Consider the following 15,936-nt stretch of genomic DNA (forward strand, 5'->3'; position numbering starts at 1 on the left):
GGGGGGGGGGGGGGGGGGCGCCCGGCGCCCCCGCGCGCGGCGGGGGCGGCGCGCGGCGGCCCCCCCCAAACCCCGGAGACCGCCTCCCGGGGCGGGAGGCGGTCTCCGTGTGGTGCGGGACGAGGAGCGCCAGGGGCTCCGGGCACAGCTGATCGCGACAGGTCGCCCGGAACGGGAGGCGCTCCGAGAGTGCCGGCGGACCGGCCGCGGCGCTGTGCCCAAGCGGCACTGGCTCAGGCGCTGGGCGACCTGGCCGACGTCTACGCCAAGTATCCGGCGCCCCGGTTTCGCAGGACTGAGAAGCCTTGTGGTGTCCGGTCCTGGATAGGGAGCGGGCTCGGGGTGTCGGAATGTGAGGTTATTGTCGGATTGGGTTAGATTTGCACCGATATTCGGTTCGGGATTCCGAGAGGGACGCTCATGGCGATCGATCTGGACAAGGTGCTCGACAAGGCGTGGGCCGACAAGCCGCTCGCCGAGGTGCTCGCGGCTCCTGTTGCCGCGCTCAAGGGTGTCAGTGACGAGGACGGCAAGCTGCTGCACGAGGCGTTCGGGGTCAAGACCGTCGCCGACTTCGGGCAGCTGAAGTACGTCCGCTGGGCCCAGGCGCTCGTCGCGCTGAACCAGACCGTCAAGGCGTAGTACGGAGTGCCGGGTCCGCGTGTTCGGGGTGCGTGGACCTGAACGAGGGAAAAGGCCGTCCCCCTCACCCGTCAGACGGGTGAGGGGGACGGCCTGCGTGACGCGGGGGATTACTCCGACTCGCCCTCCAGATTGCCCTCCGTGTCCAGGTAGACCTGGCGGAGGGATTCGAGGATCTGCGGGTCCGGCTTCTCCCACATGCCGCGGGACTCGGCCTCCAGCAGGCGCTCCGCGATGCCGTGCAGGGCCCAGGGGTTGGCCTCCTCCAGGAAGGCGCGGTTGGTCGGGTCCAGGACGTAGGTTTCCGTGAGCTTGTCGTACATCCAGTCCGCGACCACGCCCGTCGTGGCGTCGTAGCCGAAGAGGTAGTCCACCGTCGCCGCGAGCTCGAAGGCGCCCTTGTAGCCGTGGCGGCGCATCGCCTCGATCCACTTGGGGTTCACGACGCGGGCACGGAAGACGCGGCTCGTCTCCTCGACCAGGGTGCGGGTCTTGACCGTTTCCGGGCGGGTGGAGTCGCCGATGTAGGCCTCCGGAGCGGTGCCGCGCAGGGCGCGGACCGTGGCCACCATGCCGCCGTGGTACTGGAAGTAGTCGTCCGAGTCCGCGATGTCGTGCTCACGGGTGTCCGTGTTCTTCGCCGCGACCGTGATGCGCTTGTAGGCCGTCTCCATCTCGTCCCGGGCGGGGCGTCCCTCGAGGCCGCGGCCGTACGCGTAGCCGCCCCACACCGTGTAGACCTCCGCGAGGTCGGCGTCCGTACGCCAGTCGCGGGAGTCGATCAGCTGGAGGATGCCGGCTCCGTACGTACCCGGGCGCGAGCCGAAGATACGGGTCGTCGCGCGGCGCTCGTCGCCGTGGACGGACAGGTCCGCCTGGGCGTGGGCCCGGATGAAGTTGTCGGTGGGCGGCTCGTCGAGGGAGGCCGCCAGCCGGACCGCGTCGTCCAGGAGACCGATGACGTGCGGGAACGCGTCGCGGAAGAAGCCCGAGATGCGGAGCGTCACGTCGATGCGCGGGCGGCCGAGCTCGGCGAGCGGGATCGGCTCCAGGCCGGTGACGCGCCGCGAGGCCTCGTCCCAGACCGGGCGGATGCCCAGCAGGGAGAGGGCCTCGGCGACGTCGTCGCCCGAGGTGCGCATCGCGCTCGTGCCCCACAGGGACAGGCCGACGGAGGGAGGCCACTCGCCGTTGTCGGTGCGGTAGCGGGTGAGGAGGGACTCCGCCAGGGCCTGGCCCGTCTCCCACGCCAGGCGGGAGGGGACGGCCTTGGGGTCGACCGAGTAGAAGTTGCGGCCCGTCGGGAGGACGTTGACCAGGCCGCGGAGGGGGGAGCCGGACGGGCCCGCCGGAACGAAGCGGCCGTCCAGGGCCGCGACCACGTGGGTGATCTCGTCCGTGGTGCCGGCCAGGCGGGGCACCACCTCGTTCGCTGCGAAGGTCAGGACCGCCGAGACGTCGGACGAGTGGCCCGTCGAGACCGCGGAGACGGCCGACGGGTCCCAGTTCGCGTCCTCCATCGCCTGGACCAGGGCGCGGGCCTGCTCCTCGACGGCGTCCGCCGAGGTGCGGGTGGCCGCGGACTCGTCGAGGCCGAGGGCCTCGCGCAGGCCCGGGAGCGCCGTCGTACCGCCCCAGATCTGACGGGCGCGCAGGATCGCGAGGACCAGGTTGACCCGGGCCCCACCGGTCGGCGCGCCGCCCAGGACGTGCAGACCGTCGCGGATCTGGGCGTCCTTGACCTCGCACAGCCAGCCGTCGACGTGCAGCAGGAAGTCGTCGAAGCCGTCGTCGTCCGGACGCTCCTGCAGACCCAGGTCGTGGTCGAGCTTCGCGGCCTGGATCAGGGTCCAGATCTGGGCGCGGATGGCCGGCAGCTTCGCCGGGTCCATGGCCGAGATCTGGGCGTACTCGTCCAGGTGCTGCTCCAGGCGCGCGATGTCGCCGTACGACTCCGCTCGCGCCATCGGCGGCACCAGGTGGTCGACCAGGGTGGCGTGCACGCGGCGCTTGGCCTGGGTGCCCTCGCCCGGGTCGTTGACCAGGAACGGGTAGATGAGGGGCAGGTCGCCGAGGGCCGCGTCGGGCGCGCAGGCGGCGGACAGGCCGGCGTTCTTGCCGGGGAGCCATTCGAGGTTGCCGTGCTTGCCCAGGTGGATCATCGCGTCGGCGCCGAAGCCGCCGTCCTCCGCGCGCGCCTGGATCCAGCGGTACGCGGCCAGGTAGTGGTGCGACGGCGGCAGGTCCGGGTCGTGGTAGATCGCGATCGGGTTCTCGCCGAAGCCGCGCGGCGGCTGGATGAGGATCAGGAGGTTCCCGCGGCGCAGGGCGGCCAGGACGATGTCGCCCTCCGGGTTCGCCGAGCGGTCCACGAACATGTTGCCCGGGGCCTCGCCCCAGTGCTCCTCGACGCTGCCCCGCAGCTCGGCCGGCAGCTCGGCGAACCACCGCTTGTAGTCGGCGGCCGGGATGCGGACCGGGTTGCGGGCCAGCTGCTCCTCGGTCAGCCAGTCCTGGTCGTGGCCGCCGGCCTCGATCAGGGCGCGGATCAGCTCGTCGCCGTCGCCGGATACCAGACCGGGGATGTCCTCGGTCGGTCCGAAGTCGTAGCCGCCCGCGATGAGCGTGCGCAGCAGCTCCACGGCGCTGGCCGGGGTGTCCAGGCCGACCGCGTTGCCGATGCGCGAGTGCTTGGTCGGGTACGCCGAGAGGACCAGCGCGACCTTCTTGTCGCGGCGGTCGATGTGCCGCAGCCGGGCGTGGCGTACGGCGATCCCCGCGACCCGGGCGGCCCGCTCGGGGTCGGCCACGTAGGCGGGCAGGCCGTCCTCGTCGAGCTCCTTGAAGGAGAACGGGACGGTGATCAGGCGGCCGTCGAACTCGGGCACCGCGACCTGCGTGGCGGCGTCCAGCGGGGAGAGGCCCTCGTCGTTCTCCTCCCAGGCGGAGCGCGAGCCGGTCAGGCACAGGGCCTGCAGGATCGGCACGCCGAGGCCGGCGAGCGCGCCCGCGTCCCAGGACTCGTCGTCGCCGCCCGCCGAGGCGGTGGCGGGCTTGGTGCCGCCGGCCGCGAGGACGGTGGTGACGACCGCGTCGGCCGACTCCAGGGCGGCGATCAGCTCCGGCTCGGGGGTGCGCAGGGAGGACACGTACAGCGGCAGCGCCTGGGCGTCGTGGGCCTCGATCGCCTCGCACAGGGCGTGCACGAAGGAGGTGTTGCCGCTCATCTGGTGGGCGCGGTAGTACAGCACGGCGATCCGGGGGCCGGTGGTGGTCCCGGGCGTGCGCTCCAGCGGGCCCCAGGTGGGGGAGGCGGCCGGGGGCTCGAAGCCGTGGCCGGTCAGCAGGACGGTGTCGAAAAGGAACCGGGCCAGCTGCTCCAGGTTGGCCGGGCCGCCGTGCGCGAGGTAGCCGTGGGCCTCGGCCGCGATGCCGATGGGGACCGTGGAGGCCTCCATGAGCTGGGCGTCCGGGGCCTGTTCGCCGGTCAGGACCACGACCGGGCGGGTCTGGCCCGGGGCCAGGAGCAGGTCGAGGCCGTCCTGCCAGGCGCGGAGGCCGCCGAGGAGGCGTACGACGACCAGGTCGACGCCGTCGAGGAGGCCGGGGAGGTCGTCGAGGGGGAGACGGGAGGGGTTCGCGAACCGGTACGGGACGGGGCCGTCCGCCGTGTTCGCTGCGCGGGCGCTGAGCAGATCGGTGTCGGACGTCGACAGCAGCAGGATCATGCGGCGGCAGGCCTTCCTCGGGGTTTCCGCGCCCCGGGCAGTGTGAGGACAGCGGGAGTTCCTGACTCACCCCGGGCGCGGGATCGCTCCGCGGGGTTCACAGTGGCGGGACCGCGCCGGAATCGCACCGGGCTTCCTCCCATGTCGCCGTCCTCGGCGACGGCGGGCCGTGTGGTCCGCCGGAAGGTCATCTTAGGGGCGGCTCCCGCCGGGGTGGGCGCGGGGTGGTGACTGGGTGCGGCTCCGTTGCCGGGGCTCTGCGTCTGGGTCGCCGGCGGGGGTGGGGTAGCGGGGCGGGGGCTGGAGTGGCCGGGTGCGGCTCCGTTGCCGGGGCTCTGCCCCGGACCCCGCGCCTCAAACGCCGGCGGGGCTGGGAGAGGGGACTCCGACCCCGGGGGTGCCGGCGGGCGGGATGGGTGGGGCCGGTTCGGGCGATGGCGCTGGTCGGGGTGGTGACGGACACAGGTCCGGGGGGCGCAATCGTGGGTATGCTCGCGGCCATGCCTCAGCCCCCTTCCGCCGCATCGCGGGACGAACCCGTCATACGGGAGCGCGGTGACGCCTGCCCCGGTGCGCTGCGGCTGCACGCGGCGGACGACGGGTTCCTGGCGCGGGTCCGGGTGCCGGGCGGGCTGCTCACCTCGCGGCAGGCCTCGGTGCTGGCGCTCGCCGCCGACCGCTTCGGGGACGGGCACCTGGAGCTGACCTCGCGCGGCAACGTACAGCTGCGCGGGCTGGCCGACGGGTGCGGCGGCGGGCTCGCCGAACTGTTGGACGGAGCCGGGCTGCTCCCGGCGCCGGGCCACGAGCGGGTACGGAACATCGTGGCGACGCCGATGTCCGGACTGGAGGGTACGGACCGGCCCGACGCGCTGGCCTGGGCCATGGACTTCGACCGGCTGCTGTGCGCGAGCCCCTGGGCCGCTGCGCTGTCCGGGCGATTCCTGTTCGCCTTCGACGACGGGCGCGGCGACGTGGCCTCGCTCGGCCCCGACGTCACCGTGCTCGGCCGCCCCGAAGGCCGGGCGCTGGTCCGGCTCGGCCGGGCCGCCGACGCCGTGGAGCTGGCCGGGCCGGACGCCCCCCGGGCGGCGCTGACGGCCGCCCGGTACTTCCTCGATGCCGCCGCCGAAGCGGGCACCCAGGCCTGGCGGGTGTCCGAACTTCCCGTCGAACACGCCCTGAGAACCGCCGAGTTCGTCCGGTGCCTCGCGGTCGCGGGGATCGCCGCGGCGGCCGTCGGCGCCGTGGACTGGCCGTACGCCCCCGCGCCACGGCCCCGGCCCCGGGGCACGGGTGGGCCCGACCGCGCCACGCTGTGCGTGCTGCCCCCGCTCGGCCGGGTCGGCTCGGCCCAGTGGCGGGTCCTGGCACAGGTCACGGAGGAGGGGAGCGGCGCGCTGCGCGTCACCCCGTGGCGCAGCGTCATCCTGCCCACGGTGAACGCGGACGCGCCCGCCCGCATCGAGGCCGCCGGGCTGGTCGTCGCCCCCGAGAGCCCCTGGGAGTCCGTCACCGCCTGTACCGGGCGGCCCGGTTGTGCGAAGTCCCTCGCGGACGTACGCGCCGACGCGCAGGCCGTCGTCGACCGCGCACGGGGCCCGCTGCCCGTGCACTGGTCCGGCTGCGAGCGCCGCTGCGGGCATCCGCGCGGCACCGCCTGGGTGGACCTGGTCGCCACCGGGGCCGGGTACCGGCTCGCCGCCCCCGGCCGCCCCGTACGCGACGGCGTACACCCCTCCGAACTTGCCGCGGCACTCGCGGACGCCCGCACCGACCCCGACGTAGTGAAGAAATGAGCGAGTACACCGTGTTCGAGTACGAGAAGGACGGCGCGGCCATCTACCGCCAGTCCTTTGCCACGATCCGCGCCGAGGCGGACCTCTCCGGCCTGCCCGCGTCGGTCGCCCAGGTCGCGGTGCGCATGATCCACGCCTGCGGAATGACCGACCTCCCCCACGACCTCGGGTACACCCCCGAGGTCGTGCTGCGCGCCCGCGCCGCGCTGGAGGCGGGCGCGCCGATCCTGTGCGACGTACAGATGGTCGCCAGCGGTGTCACCCGTAAGCGGCTGCCCGCCGGCAACGACGTGATCTGCACGCTCTCCGACCCGGCCGTACCGGAGCTCGCCGCGAAGATGGGCACCACGCGCAGCGCCGCCGCCCTCGAGGTCTGGCGCGACCGCGGCCTGCTGGAGGGCTCGGTCATCGCCGTCGGCAACGCGCCGACCGCGCTGTTCCGGCTGCTGGAGATGATCGAGGAGGGCGCCCCGCGCCCGGCCGCCGTCATCGGGGTCCCCGTCGGCTTCATCGGCGCCGCCGAGTCCAAGGACGCCCTCGCCGCCCACCCCTCGGGGCTCGACCACCTGATCGTGCGCGGCCGGCGCGGTGGCAGCGCGATCGCCGCCGCCGCCGTCAACGCCATTGCGAGCGTGGCCGAATGAGCGGCATCGCCCCGGGCAGGCTGTACGGGGTCGGGCTCGGCCCCGGCGATCCGAACCTGATGACGCTGCGCGCCGTCGAGGTGATCGGCGAGGCCGACGTCGTGGCCTACCACAGCGCCCGCCACGGCCGTTCCATCGCCCGCTCGATCGCCGCGAAGCACCTGCGCGCCGACCACGTCGAGGAACCGCTGGTCTACCCGGTCACCACCGAGACCACCGACCATCCCGGCGGCTACCAGGGCGCGATGGAGGAGTTCTACGAGGCCGCGGCCGCCCGCCTCGCCGCGCACCTGGACGCCGGCCGGACCGTCGCCGTGCTCGCGGAGGGCGATCCGCTCTTCTACAGCTCGTACATGCACATGCACAAGCGGCTCGCCCACCGGTACGAGACCGAGGTCATCCCCGGCGTCACCTCGGTGAGCGCCGCCGCCGCCCGGCTCGGCACCCCGCTCGTGGAGGGTGAGGAGGTGCTGACCATCCTTCCCGGCACCCTGTCCGAGGAGGAGCTCACCGCCCGCCTCGCCGCCACCGACTCGGCGGTCGTGATGAAGCTCGGCCGGACCTTCCCCGCCGTGCGCGGTGCGATGGAGAACAGCGGCCGGCTCGCCGAGGCCCGGTACGTCGAGCGCGCCACCATGGCGGGCGAGCGCACCGGCCGCCTCGCCGACACCGACCCGGAGTCCGTCCCGTACTTCGCCGTCGCCGTGGTCCCCAGCCGCATCGGCAACCCGGGTAGCGTGCCGTCCGGCCCGGGCGAGGTCGTCGTCGTCGGCACCGGCCCGGCCGGACCGCTGTGGCTCACCCCGCAGACCCGGCGCGCGCTGGCCGACGCGGAGGTGCTGGTCGGCTACACCACCTACCTGGACCGGGTGCCGGTCAGGCCGGGCCAGATCCGGCACGGCTCCGACAACAAGGTGGAGTCGGAGCGCGCCGAGTTCGCCCTCGACCTCGCCCGGCGCGGCCGGCGGGTGGCCGTGGTCTCCGGCGGCGACCCCGGTGTCTTCGCCATGGCCACGGCGGTCCTGGAGGTGGCCGGGCAGGCCGAGTACAAGGACGTGCCGGTACGGGTCCTGCCGGGGGTGACCGCGGCCAACGCGGCGGCCGCCGCGGCCGGTGCCCCGCTGGGCCACGACTACGCCACCGTCTCCCTCTCGGACCGGCTCAAGCCCTGGGAGGTCATCGCGGAACGACTGCGCGCGGCCGCCGCGGCCGACCTGGTGCTGGCCCTCTACAACCCCGGTTCGCGCAGCCGGACCTGGCAGGTGGCCCAGGCCCGTGAGCTGCTGCTGGAGCTGCGCGCGCCCGAGACCCCGGTGGTCGTGGCGCGGGACGTGGGCGGTCCGGAGCAGTTGGTACGGATCGTCAGCCTCGCCGACCTGGAGCCGTCCGAGGTGGACATGCGCACGATCTTGCTGATCGGCTCCTCGCAGACCCAGGTCACCGAGCGGGCCGACGGTTCGAGGATCACCTGGACGCCGCGCCGCTACCCGTGACGGGGCGGGACGTGGCGGGGCACGACGTGACGTGATGTCACCCGTTGAGCGCGGGGCAGGAGGGCGGTGCCGGTACCGGCACCGCCCTTTGTCGTGCCGGCGTGCCGGAGGGTGGCGCCGATCGGGCAGGTCCGTCGTGCCCGCTATTGAATAGACGCAACGTCTAGTCTAGTCTCGCAGTCCCGGATGCACCGCTCAGTTGTGCCCCGAGCCGTCGACACCTGCCGGGATCCCACCCCTCGAGAGGCCGTTCAGTGCTGGACAAAACCGCCCAAGGGGGCGCCCGGACGGGCGTGTCACCCCATCGGCCGGGCAGCGGTACGGCGACCGCCGTCGTGGCCTTCGCCTTCTGGATCACCATGGCCGGCACCACCGTGCCCACCACCCTGTATCCGCTCTACGGCGACGCCATGGGCTTCTCGCCGGTCACCGTCACGGGGATCTTCGCCGTCTACGCCATCGGCGTCGTCGTAGGACTGCTCGTCCTCGGCCGCCTGTCGGACCAGATCGGCCGGCGCCCGGTTCTGCTGGCCGCGACGTCCCTGTCCGTCTGCGGCGCCCTCGTCTTCCTGGTGGCCGAGAGCGTGCCGGTCCTCTGCGTCGCCCGGGTGATCTCGGGATTCTCCGCCGCCCTCGTCACCGGCGCGGCCACGGCCTCGCTCACCGAACTCATCCCCCAGGACAGCCGGATCAAGCCAGCCACCGTAGCCCTCTTCGCCAACATGGGCGGCCTGGCGAGCGGCACGCTGGCGGCCGGGGTCCTGGCCGACCTCGCGCCCTCCCCCCTGCGCACACCGTGGGTCGTCACGCTCGTCCTGGCGGCGATCGCGGTGATCGGTGTGGCATCGACACGGGAGACCGCCGCACACCGCTCCGGCTTCACCCTCCGGTTGCAGCCGCTGCACGTGCCCACGGAAATCCGGTCGGACTTCCTGCGCTCGGCGATGGCCGCAGGCACGGGCTTCGCGGTCCTGGGCGTACTCACCGCCGTCACCGGACTGTTCACGGGTACGGTGCTCCACGAGTCCAGCCACACGCTCGCCGGTCTCGTGGTCTTCACCGCCTTCGCCTGTACGGCGCTGGGGCAGTTGCCGGTCCGTACGGTCAGGCCGGGAGCCGTCCTGGCCGTGGCCTGCCTCGGGTTGGTGCTCGGAGCGGCCCTCATGGCCACGGCCATGGCCACCCGGGCCTTCGCGCCCCTGCTCATCGCGGCCGCGGTGAACGGCCTGGCCACCGGCATGGCCGTGTCCCACGGCATCCGGGACATCACCACCCGCAGCGAACCCCGGCACCGGGGCGCGTCCGTCTCCACCTTCTTCGCCGTCCTCTACTCGATGCTGGCCGTCCCGGCGATCGGCGTCGGCGTGCTGATCCGCGCCACGAGCCTGCGGCCGGCCGGTGAGATCTTCAGCGCGGCGGTGGCCGTCCTCGCCCTCGTGGTCCTGCTGAGCCTCGTCCTGACCCGCAAGCCGGCGGGAACGCCCGCCTGATCAGGCAGCGTCCCGCCACCCGTGGTGTGCCAGAATCGTGTGCATTCGTGAGAACCAAGGGGTGAAGCACCATCAGCGCCGCACGGAACACCGAACGCCCGCGTGCCCAGTCCCCCGTGGTCAGCCGGACCGGCCCCCGGCGCAGCGAGAGCATCCGCCTCGCCGTGCTCAACGCCGCGGACGACCTGCTGGTGGAGCAGGGATTCGCCGGGACGACCATCGAGGGCATCGCCACCCGGGCGGGTGTGGCCAAGCAGACCATCTACCGCTGGTGGAAGTCGAAGGTCGACATCCTGCTCGACGCCCTCGCCGACGATGCCCGTGAAGCGCTGGCGTGGCAGGAACCGGCCGGTACGGCCGCCGAGGACCTCGTCGCGCACCTGCACCGTGTGGCCGACTTCTTCGGGGAGCCCGCCGGGCAGGTGTTCCAGGCCCTGCTGGGGCACGCGCAACTGGACAAGGACGCGGCAGTGTCCCTGCGCACGGGATTCCTGCGCGAACAGCGCGAACGCGACCTCGAAGGCCTGCGGGCCGCGGTTCGGCGCCACACCGGAAGCGAACCGGACGAGGAGACCCTGGCGGGGCTGGCCGATCTGCTGCTCGGACCCCTCTACTACCGGGTTCTGGTCTTCGGGGAACGGGCCGACAAGGCACTCCTCGAGGCATCGGCCCATCTCACGCTCGAACTGGCGGCCCGCTCCGCCTGACATCTCCTACATCCGGAGCCAGTCCCGGACGGCCTCGACCGAGTCGGTCTCCGCCACGCCCGCCGGGACGGGGGGCCGGCGGACGACCAGGACCGGGATGCCGGCCTCGCGGGCCGCGGTGAGTTTGGGGGCGGTGGCGGAGCCGCCGCTGTCCTTCGTCACCAGTACGTCGATCCGGTGGCGCGCCAACAACTCCCGTTCGTCCTCCAGGGTGAACGGGCCCCGGGCGAGCAGGACTTCGAGGCGCGGGGGGACCGGCCCGGCCGGCGGGTCCACCGAACGCACCAGGAACCAGGTGCCGGTGAGCTCCGCGAAGGTGTGCAGGCCCATCCGGCCGGTCGTCAGGAACACCCGGCCTCCCAGGCCCGGCAGTAGGCCGGCCGCCTCGCCGAGGGAGTCCGCGAAGTGCCAGTCGTCCCCCGGGCCGGGCGCCCAGCCGGGGCGGCGCAGCGCCAGCAGCGGGACGCCCGAAAGCGCCGCCGCCCCGGCCGCGTTGAAGCTCATCCGCTCCGCGAAGGGATGGGTGGCGTCGATGACGCGGGTGACCTCGTGGGCGACGATCCAGGCCGCGAGGCCCGCGATACCGCCGAAGCCGCCGATCCGGGTCCCGCCCGGCGGGAGCACCGGCGAGGCGACCCGGCCCGCCAGCGAGGTCGTCACCCGGTACGAGGGGTCCCCGGCCAGTGCCTCCGCGAGCCGCCTGGCCTCCGTGGTGCCGCCCAGGATCAGGACGTGGTGGTCGGGGAGGGGGGCAGGCTCAGCAGACATGCCGGTCGCGCTCGGGGGAGTACAGGTGGCTGTCGCGGAACTGCTCGGCGCCGAGCGTGCGGCCCACCACGATGACGGCGGTGCGCACCAGGCCCGCCTCCTTCACCTGGGCGGCGATGTCGGCCAGGGTGCCGCGCAGGATGAGCTCGTCGGGGCGGCTGGCCATCGCCACCACGGCCACCGGGCACTGGGCCCCGTAGTGCGGCAGCAGTTCGTCGACGACCCGGTCCACGTAGCGCGTGGCCAGGTGCAGCACCAGCAGCGCGCCGCTGCGCCCCAGTGTGGCCAGGTCCTCGCCGGGCGGCATCGGGGTGGCCTGCTGGGCGATCCGGGTCAGGATCACCGTCTGCCCGACGGTGGGGACGGTCAGCTCCCGCTTGAGGGCGGCGGCGGCCGCGGCGAAGGCCGGGACGCCCGGGACGACCTCGTAGGGGATGCCGGCCGCGTCGAGCCGCCGCATCTGCTCCGCGACCGCGCTGAAGATCGACGGGTCGCCGGAGTGCAGCCGCGCCACGTCCTGGCCCGCCGCGTGGGCCCGTACGCACTCGGCGATGATCTCGTCCAGGTTCAGCTGCGAGGTGTCGACCAGCCGGGCGTCCGCCGGGCACTCGGCCAGCAGCTCACGCGGCACGAGGCTGCCCGCGTACAGGCAGACGGGGGCGGCGGCCAGGGTCCGGGCGCCGCGCACCGTGATCAGGTCGGCGGCGCCGGGGCCCGCGCCGATGAAGTACACGGTCATGTTCGATCCTTCTCCCCGGGCGGCGCGGTGGCCGGCCCGTCCGTCTTCGTCACTGACCACTGGGTGACGGCCATCGCCTGCCGCCATCCCGTGAAACCGCCGACCGGCACGGCGTGCGCGACGGCGAGCTTCACCAGTTCGCCGCCGTGGCGCCGGTAGCGCTCGGTGAGGGCCGCCTCCGACTCCAGGGTGACGGTGTTGACCACCAGCCGGCCGCCGGGGGCCAGCGCGGCCCAGACGGCGTCCAGCAGGCCCGGCGAGGTCAGTCCGCCGCCGATGAACACGGCGTCGGGGGCCGGCAGCCCGGCCAGCGCCTCCGGTGCTGCGCCGATGACCACGCGCAGGCCGGGCACGCCGAGCGCCCCCGCGTTACGGGTGATGCGCGCGGCCCGCTCCGGAACGCGCTCGACCGCCACCGCCCGGCACGAGGGGTGCGTGCGCATCCATTCGATGCCGATGGAGCCGGAGCCGCCGCCGATGTCCCACAGCAGCTCGCCGGGGGCCGGGGCCAGCGCGCACAGGGTCGCGGCCCGGACATGGCGCTTGGTGAGCTGCCCGTCGTGCTCGTACGCGGCGTCCGGCAGCCCGGGGGTCGCCCCGAGCCGCGGCGCGTCGTGGGCCCGGTCCCGGCGGCAGTCGAGCGCCACCACGTTCAGGGGATCGCCGGGCGCGTGGTCCCAGTCGTGGGCGTGACCCTCGTACGTGTCCTCGCGCTCGGACCCGAGCTGCTCCAGCACCCGCATCCGGCTCGGGCCGAAGCCCTGCTCCCGGAGCAGAGCGGCGATCTCCTGCGGGGACGCCGCCCCGGCGCTGAGCACCAGCACCCGGCGCCCTTCGTGCAGCGCGGCCGCGAGGCGGGCCACCGGGCGGCCGACCACCGTGATCACCTCGGTGTCCTCCACCGGCCAGCCCAGCCGGGCACAGGCGTAGGACACCGACGAGGGGTGCGGGTGCACCCGCAGGGCCTGCGGCCCGAGCTCCTCGGCGAGGGCGCGGCCGATCCCGTAGAACATCGGGTCACCGCTGGCCAGCACCGCGATCCGGCGGCCGGCGTGCTCGGCCATCAGCTTCGGCACGGCGGGCCGCAGCGGGCTCGGCCACGCCACGCGCTCACCGGCGCACTCGGCGGGCGGCAGCAGGTCCAGCTGGCGCGGCCCGCCGATCAGCACCTCGGCCGAGGACAGGGCGGACCGGCCGGCGGCGGTGAGCCCGGCCCAGCCGTCTGCACCGAGGCCGACGACCGTCACGGGTTTGGGGGGCGGCGGGGAGCTCACGGCGCGGTTCCTCGGGGACGGGATGGGGAAAGAGGGCGGACCCGCGCAGCCTACTGGCCTGCGGATCCCGGCCCCGCGCCCGCCCTGGCACGCCCCTGCGTCTACCCTCGGTAACCCACCGCTTCACGAGGGAGCCGCCATGCCCGGCTGGAACGCCACGCACATCCCCGACCAGAGCGGCCGGACCGCCGTCGTGACCGGGGCCAACAGCGGGATCGGGTACGTCGCCGCCCGCGAGCTCGCCCGGCGCGGCGCCTCGGTCGTGCTGGCCTGCCGCAGCGCGGCCCGGGGCAGGGCCGCCGTGATCCGGCTGCGCACGGAAGTTCCCGACGCGGAGGCGGAGTTCATGCCGCTGGACCTCGCCGACCTGGCCTCCGTACGGGAGTTCGCCGCCGCGTACGGGCGCCGGTACCCCCACCTGGACCTGCTGATCAACAACGCCGGTGTGATGGCACTCCCGTACGGGCGGACCGCCGACGGGTTCGAGACGCAGTTCGGAGTCAACCACCTCGGCCACTTCGCCCTGACCGGACTGCTGCTGCCGCGGCTGCGCGCCGCCGCCCCCGGGGCCCGGATCGTCAACGTCTCCAGCGGCTTCCACGTGCTCGGCAGGATCGACCCCGCCGACGGGTCCCTCGACGACCCGGCCGGCGAGCACGGCTACCGGCGCTGGATCGCCTACGGCCGCTCCAAGACCGCCAACCTGCTCTTCACGCACGAGCTGTCCCGCCGCTTCACGGCCGCCGGCTCACCCCTCACCGCCGCCGCGGCCCACCCCGGCTACGCCTCCAGCAACCTGCACTCCGGAGCGTCGAAGCTGGAGGGCCCCACTCTCAACTCGCGGGTGGCGGCGTTCGGCAACGCGGTCCTCGCCCAGCCCACCTCCTCGGGCGCGCTGCCCACCCTCTACGCGGCCACCGCGCCCGGGGTCCGGCAGGACGCGTTCATCGGGCCGCGGCTCGGCTGGCGCGGGGCGCCCGCACGGTCCTGGCGGGCGAAGTGGACCCTCGACGACAGGACCGCGGAGCTGCTCTGGGCCGCCTCGGAGAAGCTGACGGGGGTCTCGTACGCCGCCCTGCCGCGCTGATCCGGCCTTGATCGGCACGGCAACCCCCGGAAAGCGCCCCGATGTGAGTCCGTCCGCCCCCGGGTTGCCCCCGGGCGCCCCGGCTCGGGCCTGCCCCGAGCGCCCCCCGCGCAGCAGACTCGGCGGCATGGACGACGACGAGCCGGACAACCACCCAGATCGGGTCAGGCGGGATCGGGGCGCAGGGAGCGCCAGATGTGGTCGGGGAGATGGTGCGGTCCCGTCGGTGTGCCCTCGCGATGCCGAGATGATGCCCGAAATGATGCCGGACATCACGGCCGGCCGACGTGCCCGGCAACTCCGCCGGAGGAGGAAACCGGAGGTCCCGTCCGTGACTTCTCTCCAGGACGGGCTGCAGGACGGGCTGTGGGACGGGCTGCTCAGACCTTGCCGGCGCGCTCGTACAGGGCGCGGACTCCGTCGCCGAAGCGGACGCTGTACGAGGTCTCCTCGTCGCCACCCCCGTCGCGGCCGCCGACCACCCCGATCAGGGTGCTGCGGTCGGTCAGCACCGGGCCGCCGCTCGTGCCGTTGGGTACGTCCGCGCAGTCCAGCCGTACCTGGGCCGGCCCCGCCGCGACGGCGGTGTTGCGGCATTCCAGCGGCTGCTCGGAGTAGTTCGGGTAGCCCACGACCCGGGCGGGCGCGGGAAGTTCGGCCCCGAAGCCCATGGTCTGCGCGCCCGTGACGTCCTCCAGCCGCTGGCCGGGATAGCCGGGCCGGCGCAGCCGGACGAAGGCGACGTCGTAGTCGGGGTCCTGGTCCTTCGTCCAGCGCGGGTCCACGTCGATCCGGGTGGGCACCCAGATGCCGTACGGGGCCACCCCGTCCTGGTAGCCGGGAGCGAAGGCGAGGTTGGTGCGGAAGCCGCCGCCGTACACGCAGTGCGCGGCGGTGGCGATCAGGTCGCCGCCGGGGGAGTGGACGACCACGGCCGAGCAGTGGTGGTCGGGGTCGCCGTCCGGGCCGGGGGAGAAGAGCGCGCCGATGGCGGGCTCGGCCGGGGTGGGTCGGGCCTCCAGGGGGTCGGAGGGCTGCCACCCCTCGTGCCGCCAGTCGGCCGCGCCGACGGCGGCGGCGAAGGCCTTGCCGTCCGTCGGCTGTTCCGGGTCCTCCCGGGCGATCCCGTCGAGTACCGCGGCCGCCGTCTTGTCGGCCCGTTCGGGGTCCTGCTGGTAGAACCCCAGCGCCGGATCCCCGTCCGCCCGGCTGGCGGCGATACCGCGCAGCTCCCAGGCGACGTACCCGACGCCCGCGAGGACCACGGTGCACAGCAGGCCGACGACCACGGAGCCCCGTGCGGCGACCCGGCGCCGCTCCCGGCGCCGCCCGCCCACCCTGCTGACCATGTGCTACCCCCACCCCAGACGTTTTCCGGCTCTTCGTTCGAGGGGAGAGCGGCGGCCCGGGTTCCGGCCGGGGGACGTGTCCGTGCTCACAGCCCCCGCCGTCCGTATCCCCCTCGCGGGCCCCCGGCCCGCTCGCACACGCCGAACTCGGCGTTCCGTGCCCCCTGTTACCCCCACCGGGCTATGGTGCCGGTCGGGGGACGACTGCGCGAGGGG

The 15,936-nt window shown here is 74.2% G+C and carries 12 protein-coding genes and 1 riboswitch; of the genes, 7 read left to right on the forward strand and 5 right to left on the reverse strand.

Annotated features, from left to right (window positions below):
* Positions 1–420 precede the first annotated feature (420 nt).
* On the forward strand, positions 421–642 hold the full coding sequence (locus ACGFZK_RS04615; RefSeq protein ID WP_030390548.1) for a hypothetical protein: 222 nt from the start codon (positions 421–423) through the stop codon (positions 640–642).
* A 110-nt stretch (positions 643–752) separates the two neighbouring features.
* On the opposite strand, the gene cobN is transcribed toward ACGFZK_RS04615, so the two are convergent.
* Entirely contained in the window at positions 753–4,370 is a 3,618-nt protein-coding gene (gene cobN / locus ACGFZK_RS04620; protein WP_393847368.1) for a cobaltochelatase subunit CobN, read from the reverse strand.
* A 55-nt stretch (positions 4,371–4,425) separates the two neighbouring features.
* A riboswitch (cobalamin riboswitch) is annotated at positions 4,426–4,509 on the reverse strand.
* 361 nt (positions 4,510–4,870) lie between these two features.
* Here cobN and cobG point away from each other — a divergent pair.
* The 5 genes from cobG to ACGFZK_RS04645 all read left to right on the forward strand — a co-directional run bounded on the left by cobG (position 4,871) and on the right by ACGFZK_RS04645 (position 10,503).
* On the forward strand, positions 4,871–6,169 hold the full coding sequence (gene cobG / locus ACGFZK_RS04625) for a precorrin-3B synthase (protein ID WP_393847369.1): 1,299 nt from the start codon (positions 4,871–4,873) through the stop codon (positions 6,167–6,169).
* Complete coding sequence (locus tag ACGFZK_RS04630) at positions 6,166–6,813, forward strand: precorrin-8X methylmutase (protein WP_393847370.1); 648 nt, start codon at positions 6,166–6,168, stop codon at positions 6,811–6,813. Before cobG ends, ACGFZK_RS04630 begins: the two co-directional genes overlap by 4 nt.
* Complete coding sequence (locus ACGFZK_RS04635) at positions 6,810–8,306, forward strand: precorrin-2 C(20)-methyltransferase (protein WP_393847371.1); 1,497 nt, start codon at positions 6,810–6,812, stop codon at positions 8,304–8,306. Before ACGFZK_RS04630 ends, ACGFZK_RS04635 begins: the two co-directional genes overlap by 4 nt.
* A gap of 293 nt (positions 8,307–8,599) precedes the next feature.
* Positions 8,600–9,796 (forward strand): MFS transporter, encoded by a 1,197-nt coding sequence (locus ACGFZK_RS04640; RefSeq protein WP_393847372.1) that lies wholly within the window; start codon positions 8,600–8,602, stop codon positions 9,794–9,796.
* 116 nt (positions 9,797–9,912) lie between these two features.
* Positions 9,913–10,503: a TetR/AcrR family transcriptional regulator gene (locus ACGFZK_RS04645; protein ID WP_393847373.1), complete on the forward strand. Its 591-nt coding sequence runs from the start codon at positions 9,913–9,915 to the stop codon at positions 10,501–10,503.
* A 6-nt stretch (positions 10,504–10,509) separates the two neighbouring features.
* On the opposite strand, the gene ACGFZK_RS04650 is transcribed toward ACGFZK_RS04645, so the two are convergent.
* The 3 genes from ACGFZK_RS04650 to cbiE are packed head-to-tail and all read right to left on the reverse strand — an operon-like array spanning position 10,510 to position 13,284.
* Positions 10,510–11,271: a cobalt-precorrin-6A reductase gene (locus tag ACGFZK_RS04650; protein WP_393847374.1), complete on the reverse strand. Its 762-nt coding sequence runs from the start codon at positions 11,269–11,271 to the stop codon at positions 10,510–10,512.
* Positions 11,261–12,010 (reverse strand): precorrin-4 C(11)-methyltransferase, encoded by a 750-nt coding sequence (cobM, locus tag ACGFZK_RS04655; RefSeq protein WP_376617446.1) that lies wholly within the window; start codon positions 12,008–12,010, stop codon positions 11,261–11,263. Before cobM ends, ACGFZK_RS04650 begins: the two co-directional genes overlap by 11 nt.
* Positions 12,007–13,284 carry a precorrin-6y C5,15-methyltransferase (decarboxylating) subunit CbiE gene (gene cbiE, locus ACGFZK_RS04660; RefSeq protein ID WP_393847375.1) on the reverse strand — a complete coding sequence of 426 codons (1,278 nt, stop codon included), beginning with the start codon at positions 13,282–13,284 and terminating at the stop codon, positions 12,007–12,009. The genes cobM and cbiE overlap by 4 nt, the downstream gene beginning before the upstream one ends.
* Positions 13,285–13,423: 139 nt before the next feature.
* Here cbiE and ACGFZK_RS04665 point away from each other — a divergent pair, with 139 nt between their 5' ends.
* Positions 13,424–14,371, forward strand: coding sequence for an oxidoreductase (locus ACGFZK_RS04665; protein ID WP_393847376.1), 948 nt, complete (start codon positions 13,424–13,426; stop codon positions 14,369–14,371).
* 380 nt (positions 14,372–14,751) lie between these two features.
* On the opposite strand, the gene ACGFZK_RS04670 is transcribed toward ACGFZK_RS04665, so the two are convergent.
* Entirely contained in the window at positions 14,752–15,720 is a 969-nt protein-coding gene (locus ACGFZK_RS04670; protein ID WP_393847377.1) for a trypsin-like serine peptidase, read from the reverse strand.
* Positions 15,721–15,936: the final 216 nt, after the last annotated feature.

The sequence above is a fragment of the Streptomyces sp. NPDC048257 genome, assembly GCF_043201855.1.
GTDB lineage: Bacteria > Actinomycetota > Actinomycetes > Streptomycetales > Streptomycetaceae > Streptomyces.